A 5109-nucleotide genomic window follows, 5' to 3' on the forward strand; every position below is an offset into this window, starting at 1 on the left:
CATAGCAAGTCGGTCCCACCCCTTCCCATCCCGAACAGGACCGTGAAACGACTTTGCGCCGATGATAGTGCTGCAACCAGTGTGAAAGTAGGTTATCGTCAGGCTAGTTATATGAAAAACCCCGCAGGGTGATCTCTGCGGGGTTTTTTTGCTTTGGTAGCCTAATAAACGCGCCCAACTCTAGTTCGCGAATAGTTGGCCATGGCTCCAGCAGCGCGTCATCGCGGCGCGGTATTGCAGACGCTCGCTTTTCGCCATCGCCGCCTGGACGCTACATGGCTGGACGAACGCTTTGTCTCTGTATTCGCTCTCCTCGGCTACCGGTCTGCTCGTGCCAGGGACAATCGGCTGCCTGCGCCAGGTTGAATCGCGACCACGTCACGCGATGACGGGCTGTCTCCGCTCAGGATGCCTCTTTGCAAATCGCTTCCCACTCCAATGAAAAGCGGGCCAGGTATTTCCTGAGCCGATCGGCATCGTTGGGTTTTGCCTTTGCTTCCCGAGAGACGCTGAACAGTCTCCTGCCAGCGTCCGAGAGCGATTTTGATTGGCGGCATGTGGCGATAACGTGCGCCAGCTGTACCGCGTCAAAGGAATCCAGTTGAGCGGCGGCCTCGGCACCCATGGCCTTGGCAAGCTCAACCCTCGCGCCATGGGCCGGGCGACCCAGGCGTTGCCATAGCTCCTGCAGGCGGCGGATTTCCTCGCGCACGATCGTTTCCGTGATGTTGCCGCGATCGGCCAAGGTCCCCATGCGCGTTACGGAAGCGAGCAGGTCGCGGAAGTTGCCTTTCCACAGGGCTTCGGGCGACATGGCGAACTGCATGTAGCAATTCCTGGCCTCCCGGTTGAGGCGCACCATCTGTCCATTCTCCTGGCTGAATGCGGCCAGCAAGTAGTCCAGGTTCGGTTCGATGTCCTCGGCGCGCTCGCGCAGGCCTGGCAAGACATAGGTCCACAAATTGATCCTTGCATAAAGGTCTTCGCGAAAACGCCCGGCCATGACCTCTTCCGACAAATCACGGTTGGTGCCCGCGATCAGTTGAAAGTCGCTGCGGACCTCGGAGTCGCTGCCTATGGGAAGGAAGCGCCGCTCTTCGATTGCGTTGAGCAGCATGGCTTGCTCGTCGAGGCCGAGTTCGCCGATTTCGTCGAGGAAGAGCAGGCCCTTGTGCGCGCTCTTGAGTAGGCCGGGCCGGTCCGCGCCGGCACCGGTGAACGCGCCCTTCGCATGGCCGAACAGCGTCGAGGCGGCCGTATCGCCGCGCACCGTCGCGCAGTTCAGTTCGATGAACTTGCCGTCGATCTGGTGGCGCGCCTTTTTGAGCTCATACACGCGGCGCGCCAGGAAGGATTTGCCGGCGCCGGTCGGGCCCATCAGCAGAATAGGAGCCTTGGACTTGATGGCTACGCGTTCAATCTCGTCGATTATGGCATTGAAGCGCGTGTTCCGGGTGGCAATGCCCGACTTGAGAAAGGCGACGCCTTCTACCTGTTCTCGCGAGAAGCGCTGGGCCAGCTGGTCGTAGCGCGACAGGTCGAGGTCGATCAGCACATAAGTACCAGGTTCGCCGGGGCCATGCCGGCGGGGTGGCGACGTCTGCACCAGGCGGCCGGGGAAGAAGCGCGCCTCGGTCAGCAGGAACATGCAGATCTGCACCACGTGGGTGCCGGTCGTGATGTGGATCCAGTAGTCCTCGCGCTCGAGATCGAAGGGATAGCTTTTGGCAAAATCGAAAAGCGCGGCGTAGACCTCTTCGAAATCCCAGGCGTCACGCAGGTTGACCTGGCGCGGCTCGACGGTGGTGTCTGGAGATACGGAGGCGATGTCGGCCACTACCTGCTCGACCAGGTCGTGGGCCGAGGCGTCATGCAGCAGTTCGAAGCGGTCGACTTGGATGTTGTCATGCTGTGTCAGCGCGATACTCGGCCGCCACTTTTCCCAGCGTCGGCTACCTTTCCCGCTATCGAGCTTGGTACCGACAAATCCGATCACGACCGTTTTTTTCTTCATTTATAAATCCTTATCTCTCCGTATAAGTTATCACGCATGTCCCTGCAGGACAATGTTAGGCAGATCTTTTTTGGGATCGATAATTCTCTGGAAATCAATCACTTAGCGTCAAGAAGCGGCAGTGTCGCTAAGCTGGCACGCTGCTTGCAATAGAAGAGAGCAAGGAGAGCATCAAGATCAACCCTCGGCTCTTCAATACGAGCAAAGTCGCCATCTGGCGCCGACCGATACCGTGAACGCCGCAGTGCGCGCGCCGATGCCAAGTCGCCGCGCCACTCGTCGAATTACTCGATTGCTTAAAACAAGAGGAGCACATGGATAAAAACAATTACCAAAGTATGAATATCGACGGCGGACGTCCCGTCAAGATGTGGACCGAGGGCGTGCCAGTCGAGGAAAGCGCGAAGCAGCAACTGGCCAACACCGCACGCATGCCTTTCATCTACAAGCACATCGCCGTCATGCCCGACGTCCACCTTGGGAAGGGTTCGACCATCGGCAGTGTCATCCCAACGCTCGGCGCAGTGATCCCGGCGGCGGTTGGCGTCGACATCGGCTGCGGCATGATGGCGGCCAAGACCACGCTATCGGCCAGGGACCTGCCCGACAACCTGTCCGGCGTGCGCAGTGCGATCGAGCGCGCCATTCCGCACGGGATGTCGCCGAAGACGCGCAGCTACCGCGGGCGCGACGCGGGGTCGTGGAACACGCCACCGGCGCCGGTCGATGCGGCCTGGCTGACCCTGAAGGACGAATTCGATGCCATCTGCCTGAACACGCCGTCGCTGAAGCATACGAACAACTACCGCCACCTGGGTACGCTGGGAAGCGGCAACCACTTCGTCGAGGTCTGCCTCGACGAGGCGGGCTTCGTCTGGTTCATGCTGCATTCCGGATCACGCGGCGTCGGCAACGCCATCGGTACTTACTTCATCGAATTGGCCAAGAAGGACATGCGCCGCCACGTGATGAACCTGCCTGACCAGGACCTGGCCTACCTGGAAGAGGGAACCGAGCATTACGACGATTACGTTCAGGCCGTGAGCTGGGCGCAGAAATTCGCACGCATGAACCGGGAGGTAATGATGCAGAATCTGATCGCCGCTGTGCGCACGGTGATCAAGAAGCCATTCGAGACGCATGTGGAGGCGGTGAACTGTCACCACAACTATGTGCAGAAGGAGCAGCATTTCGGACGCGATGTGCTGGTCACCCGCAAGGGAGCGGTGTCGGCGCGCGAAGGCGAGCTGGGGATCATCCCGGGTTCGATGGGGGCGAAGAGTTTCATCGTGCGCGGGAAGGGAAATCCCGACAGCTTTCATAGCTGTAGCCACGGTGCGGGGCGTACCATGAGCCGTAACGAGGCCAAGCGCCGCTTTACGCTGGACGACCAGGTGCGCGCTACCGAAGGCGTCGAGTGTCGCAAGGATGCGAACGTGATCGACGAGATTCCGATGGCCTACAAGGATATCGACGCGGTCATGCACGCGCAGCGCGACCTGGTCGAGGTGGTCCATACCCTGAAGCAGGTCGTGTGCGTGAAGGGATGACGCGGAAGAGGAAAGGGCCACCATGATCGACCTCGATGGGTCCGCCGGCGAAGGCGGCGGACAAATATTGCGCACCGCGCTGGTACTGTCCATGGTCACCGGCCAGCCCTTCCGCATCACCCGCATTCGCGCGAATCGTTCGACGCCGGGGCTGATGCGTCAGCACCTGGCTGCGGTGAGGGCAGCCGCGCGCATCAGTGGGGCCACGGTCTCCCACGCTGAACTCGGATCGGAGCAACTCAGCTTCGAGCCGGGCGATATCGTGGCCGGTGACTACGAGTTCGCTATTGGCAGTGCGGGCAGTTGCACCCTGGTGCTGCAGACGCTGGCCCTGGCCTTGCTCCATGCCCGAACGCCATCTACCGTAAGGATCACTGGAGGTACCCACAACGAGATGGCGCCGCCGGTGCAGTTTCTACAGCGTGCCTATGGCCCCTTGCTGGGGGCAATGGGTGCCTGCGTCGATTTCAGGCTGGAACGTTATGGCTTCTACCCGGCAGGCGGAGGGGCCGTCGTCGCGCGTGTGGAGCCATGCAAGGGCATGAATCCGATCATGTTGCAGGAGCGTGGCGCGCGCCGCGCCGGCTATGCGGAAGCCTTTACTGCCGGAATCTCCCCCGGTGTTGGGCAGCGCGAACTGGCTTTCATCGGCGCAAAGATGGGGTTGAACGAGGCGCAGTTGATGGCGCACGTCCTGCCCGGGGATCAAGGCCCGGGCAATGCCGTGCTGATCACGCTGGAGCATGAGCACGTCACGGAAGTCTTCACCGGATTTGGCGCGAAAATGGTGAGGGCGGAAGTCGTGGCCGGGCACGCGCTCAAGGAAATGCACGACTATATCGGCTCAGGCGCGGCAGTGGGCGAACACTTGGCGGACCAGTTGCTGCTGCCTTTCGCGCTTGCTGGCGGAGGCTGCTTCAGCGCATCGACGGTAAGCAGACATGCGCTGACGAACGCCGACGTCATCGCACGCTTCCTGCCAGTCGAGATCGGTTTCGAGCATGAGGACAGGCGTAACATTTGTGTGGTGCGCAGGGCTTGCGGAGTACCGTGAGAATTTGCTATAGTTCGCCTCCGCTTCGGCAAGGACCGAAAACGTTAACGTAATCAAGTGCTTACGTTAGCAGAGTCCGCAGAGAAATCTGCAACGAAGCGAACGAGGGGTTGACGGTTTTAGCGAAACACTGCATAATCTCACTTCTCTGCTGCTGACGAACACAACGCTTCGCACAGTGCGGCAAGGTAGTACGGAACACTGGTTCTTTAACAATCAACAGTCGATAAGTGTGGGCGTTTGATGAAGGTGCCGGCTGGGTTCGCTCAGCCGCATACTTAAATTATCAAATGTTCACAAAAGTATTAAGCGTTGTCCCAGCAATGGGATAACGGTCAGTATCTTGAGTGAGCGACCCGGCAGTAATGCCGGTGACTCGAAAGAGTCAACAAACAGAGATTGAACTGAAGAGTTTGATCCTGGCTCAGATTGAACGCTGGCGGCATGCTTTACACATGCAAGTCGAACGGCAGCACGGGCTTCGGCCTGGT

3 protein-coding genes and 2 rRNA genes are annotated in these 5109 nt (G+C 59.7%); 4 read left to right on the forward strand and 1 reads right to left on the reverse strand.

From position 1 onward, the window contains the following. A 5S ribosomal RNA gene (gene rrf / locus LE190_RS21240) occupies nucleotides 1–104 on the forward strand; the annotation flags it as partial. A 299-nt stretch (nucleotides 105–403) separates the two neighbouring features. Here rrf and rtcR read toward each other — a convergent pair. Next, nucleotides 404–2014, reverse strand: coding sequence for an RNA repair transcriptional activator RtcR (rtcR, locus tag LE190_RS21245; RefSeq protein ID WP_225240582.1), 1611 nt, complete (start codon nucleotides 2012–2014; stop codon nucleotides 404–406). Nucleotides 2015–2328: 314 nt separating this feature from the next. Between rtcR and LE190_RS21250 the strand changes: the two genes are divergently transcribed. The 3 genes from LE190_RS21250 to LE190_RS21260 all read left to right on the forward strand — a co-directional run. After that, entirely contained in the window at nucleotides 2329–3564 is a 1236-nt protein-coding gene (locus LE190_RS21250) for an RtcB family protein (RefSeq protein ID WP_307734734.1), read from the forward strand. A gap of 22 nt (nucleotides 3565–3586) precedes the next feature. Next, nucleotides 3587–4618 (forward strand): RNA 3'-terminal phosphate cyclase, encoded by a 1032-nt coding sequence (rtcA, locus tag LE190_RS21255; protein WP_225240584.1) that lies wholly within the window; start codon nucleotides 3587–3589, stop codon nucleotides 4616–4618. A 401-nt stretch (nucleotides 4619–5019) separates the two neighbouring features. Continuing rightward, a 16S ribosomal RNA gene (locus tag LE190_RS21260) occupies nucleotides 5020–5109 on the forward strand; the annotation flags it as partial.

Origin of the sequence: Massilia hydrophila, from assembly GCF_020208145.1 — a bacterium.
GTDB lineage: Bacteria > Pseudomonadota > Gammaproteobacteria > Burkholderiales > Burkholderiaceae_D > Telluria > Telluria hydrophila.